At 69.6% G+C, this 3,557-nt stretch carries 3 protein-coding genes and 1 pseudogene; all 4 read right to left on the bottom strand.

Features of this window, described 5'->3' with window-relative positions:
* Positions 1–127: pseudogene (locus QZ500_RS09115) on the bottom strand (electron transfer flavoprotein subunit beta/FixA family protein); the annotation flags it as partial.
* A 55-nt stretch (positions 128–182) separates the two neighbouring features.
* A complete protein-coding gene (locus QZ500_RS09110) occupies positions 183–1,211 on the bottom strand; it encodes a tripartite tricarboxylate transporter substrate binding protein (protein WP_295854072.1) in 1,029 nt (342 codons plus the stop codon).
* 101 nt (positions 1,212–1,312) lie between these two features.
* The gene (locus QZ500_RS09105) at positions 1,313–2,320 is read right to left on the bottom strand and encodes a tripartite tricarboxylate transporter substrate binding protein (protein ID WP_295854070.1); all 1,008 of its coding nucleotides are present in this window, start codon (positions 2,318–2,320) and stop codon (positions 1,313–1,315) included.
* 88 nt (positions 2,321–2,408) lie between these two features.
* Positions 2,409–3,557 (bottom strand): CoA transferase (locus QZ500_RS09100; RefSeq protein WP_295854067.1); only part of this gene is annotated, 1,149 nt, incomplete at its 5' end.

Genomic DNA, 3,557 nt, shown 5'->3' with positions numbered 1-3,557 from the left:
CGGCGATTTCGTCGAAGGGGTTCATGCTGTGCTTGACGTTGGCGGTGTCGACGCCGCTGCCGTCGCTCTTCACCCGCACCTTGACGTTGTAGTCGACTACCCGCTTGACGGGGACCAGGACCTTCATGGGATCACCTCGCTGAATCAGAAACAAAAAAGAGAAAAAAGGGCTGCGGCGCCGCTCACTCGGACGCGATGTTCTTGTCGCGGATGAGCTGACCCCATTTGGTGTAGTCCTGCCGCACCCGGTCGGCCATCTGGGCCGGGTCCTGGAAGCGGGCGATGGCGCCGGCGTTCAGCAGCCGGTCCTGGGTGTCCTTCTCGACCAGGATCTGGCGCACCTCGCCGGCCACCCGGTCCACCACCGCCTTGGGCGTACCGCGCGGCGCCAGCAGGCCGCCCCACGACACCGCGTCGTAGCCCTGGAAGCCCTGCTCGGCGATGGTGGGCACGTCGGGCAGCATCGCCACGCGCCGCGGCGAACCGACGGCGATGGCGCGCAGCTTGCCGGCCTGCACGTGCGGCAGCGCCGCCACCAGGTCGGCATACATCACCGGCACCTGGCCGCCGATGGTGTCGGTGATCGCGGGCACTCCGCCCTTGTAGGGCACGTGCTGCATGTCGACGCCGCCGAGCTGCTGCAGCAGCTCCATGCTCAGGTGGCCGAAGCTGCCGGTGCCGGAACTGGTGTAGTTCATCGGCGTCTTCTGCGCCTTGGCATACGCCAGCAACTGCGGCAGCGTCTTCACGTCGGACAGCAGCGTCGGGTTGACCACCACCACGATCGGCAGGTCGTACACGGTTACGACCGGCGCGAAGTCCTTGACCGTGTCGTAGCCGGTCCTCTTGTACAGGTGCGGCGCGAGCAGCGTGGGCGTCGCCAGCATCATCAGCGTGTAGCCGTCGGGATCGGCCTTGGCGACCTGCAGCGCGGCGATCGAGCCCGACGCGCCCGGCCGGTTGTCCACCACCACCGGCTGCCCCAGCCGCTCGCCCAGCTTCTGGCCGACGATGCGCGAGGCCGTGTCGGTCGGCCCGCCCGCCGGAAACGGCACGACCAGCCGGAGCGGCTTGGCCGGCCAGGCACCGGCGGCCGGCTGTGCGCCGGCGACCGGTGCGAGCAGCAGCAACGGCGCGGCGGCGGCCAGGCCCAGCAGCGTGCGGCGGGCGGTGCGGGTCAGGGGGCGGGAAACGGGGGAAAACAGGGGCATGGAGTGGGTCTCGGGTACGGGGTGAGGGTCAGGCAAACAGTAAACGGACGCAGGACGGAAGTGCGCGAAGCGCGAGGCGCGACGCGCAGCGCGCCGGCCCGTCAGTCCAGCTTGGCGCCGGCGGCGTCGACCAGCGACTTCCAGATCGGCATGTCGCGGCGGTAGTTGGCGCGGAAGGCGTCGGGGCTGTTCATCAGCGGCAGGAAGCCCGCGCCGCGGATGCGCTCGAGCAGCTTCGGGTCGCGGGCGATCTCGCGCAGGTGCGTCTGGAGCGTGTCCATCACTTCCTTGGGCAGGTTCGCCGGACCGCCCATGGCGACCCAGCCGAAGACGGCATAGGCATCGTCCGTCACACCCTGCTCGTGGATGGTGGGCACCTGCGGCAGGATGTCCATGCGCTGGGTTCCGGTCACGCCAATGGCCTTGACGCGACCCGTGTCGATGAACGGCTTGGTGTTCTGCGCGCTGGAAAAACACAGCTGCAACTGGCCGCCGATCAGGTCCTGGATCATCGGCGCCTCGCCCTTGTAGGCGACGTGGGCCATGTCGGCGTCCTGCGTCTTGCTCATGTAGGCGCCGCCCAGGTGCGCGTACGAGCCCACGCCCCAGGAACCGTAAGACAGCTTGCCGCGGTTCGCCTTCACATAGGCCAGCAGCTCCTTCATGTTGCTCGCCGGCACCGAAGGGTGCACCACCAGCGTGACCGGCGCGGCCGCGACCTGCGTGATCAGCGTCAGGTCCTTCTGCGGGTTGTAGGGCAGCTTGGTGTAGAGGAACTGGTTGATCAGCATCGAGGTGCTGAGCGACAGGAGCAGCGTATACCCGTCGGGCGCGGCCTTGGCGACCGCATCGGTGCCCAGGATGCCGGCAGCGCCGCCGCGGTTGTCCACCAGCACCGGCTGGCCGGTGCGCTGCGACAGCGCCTCGCCGACGCTGCGGGCGATGATGTCGGTCGCGCCGCCGGCATTGAACGGCACGATCAGCCGGATCGGCTTCGTCGGCCAGGCGCCGCCGGCGGGCTGCGCGGACGGCGCGCCCAGCCAGCCGGCGCCGCCGAACGCGGCCATGCCCTGCAGGACGGTGCGGCGGGGGAATCGCGAAACGGTCATGGTGTTGTCTCCGGAAGGTTCGGCAAAGGGATCGGCTCCGGTGCGCCGCCTCTGCGGGCGGCTCGCGGCACCGGTGCCGCGGACGGGATCAGGCGGACGGCGGGGCGTCCGGCAGCGTCAGCACGCCGCGCTGCTGCAGGGCCTGCAGTTGTTCGTCGCTCATCTGCAGCAGCCGCTGCAGCACCTCGCGCGTGCCCTCGCCGAGCGTCGGCGGCGCATGGCGGATCGGCAGGCGCCGGCCGTCGATGCGGTAGGGCGGCGCGAACACCGACGTGGTGCCCACCACCGGATGCGGCATGTCCTGCAGCAGGCCGCCGCGCCGGGTGCGCTCGCTGGTCAGCGCCTCGTGCAGACCCGCCACCTTGCCGCAGGGAATGCCGCAGGCCGTCATGCGTTCGAGCAGCACGTCGCGCGGGAAGCCGCGGATCAGCTCGGTCAGCATCGGGCCGATCACCAGCCGGTGCTTCGCGCGCTCCACGTTGGTCGCGAAGCGCGGGTCTTCGACGATGTCGGGCCGCTCGATCACCTGGCGGCAGAACTTGTCGAACTGGCCGTTGTTGCCCACCGCGATGATGAGCGGACCGTCGGCCGCCTCGAACATGCCGTAGGGCACGATGGACGGGTGCGCATTGCCGTAGCGCTGCGGGTCGTGGCCCAGCTGCATCGCATCCAGCCCGTAGTAGCCGGTGACCATCAGGCCGCAGTCGTAGAGCGCCATCTCGATCAGGCGGCCCCGGCCGATGCGGCTGCGCTGGAACAGCGCCGCCAGCACGGCCTGTGCGGCGTACATGCCGGTCATGAGGTCTACCACCGCCACGCCGAATTTGAGCGGGGGCTGCGCGGCCTCGCCGTTGAGCGCCATCAGGCCGGCCTCGCCCTGGATCACCAGGTCGTAGCCCGGCCGCTTGGCTTCGGGGCCGGTCACGTCGTAGCCGGCCACGGCGCAGTAGATCAGGTCGGGCTTGATCGCCTTGAGCTGCTCGTAGCCCAGGCCCAGCTTCTCGGCGCCGCCGGTCTTGAAGTTGTGGATCACCACGTCGATCTGCGGCAGCAGTTCGTGCACGATCTTCGCGCCCTCGGGGCTCTGCAGGTCCAGCGTGATCGACCGCTTGTTGCGGTTCATGCTGTTGTAGTAGGTGGTCTCGGTCTTGCCGATGCGCATGCCCCAGTCGCGCGTGTCGTCGCCGCGGCCGGGATGCTCCACCTTCACCACCTCGGCGCCGAAGTCGGCCAGCAC

This window comes from uncultured Xylophilus sp., from assembly GCA_913776965.1.
Classification (GTDB): Bacteria; Pseudomonadota; Gammaproteobacteria; order Burkholderiales; family Burkholderiaceae_C; genus Xylophilus.
The sequence above is the reverse complement of the archived record's forward strand: the minus strand, read 5'-3'. Positions and strand labels throughout refer to the sequence as shown.

Excerpts from the sequence above, each read along its gene's own strand:
- QZ500_RS09110 (WP_295854072.1), bottom strand. The coding sequence starts at position 1,211 with ATGCCCCTGTTTTCCCCCGTTTCCCGCCCCCTGACCCGCACCGCCCGC.
- QZ500_RS09105 (WP_295854070.1), bottom strand. The coding sequence starts at position 2,320 with ATGACCGTTTCGCGATTCCCCCGCCGCACCGTCCTGCAGGGCATGGCC.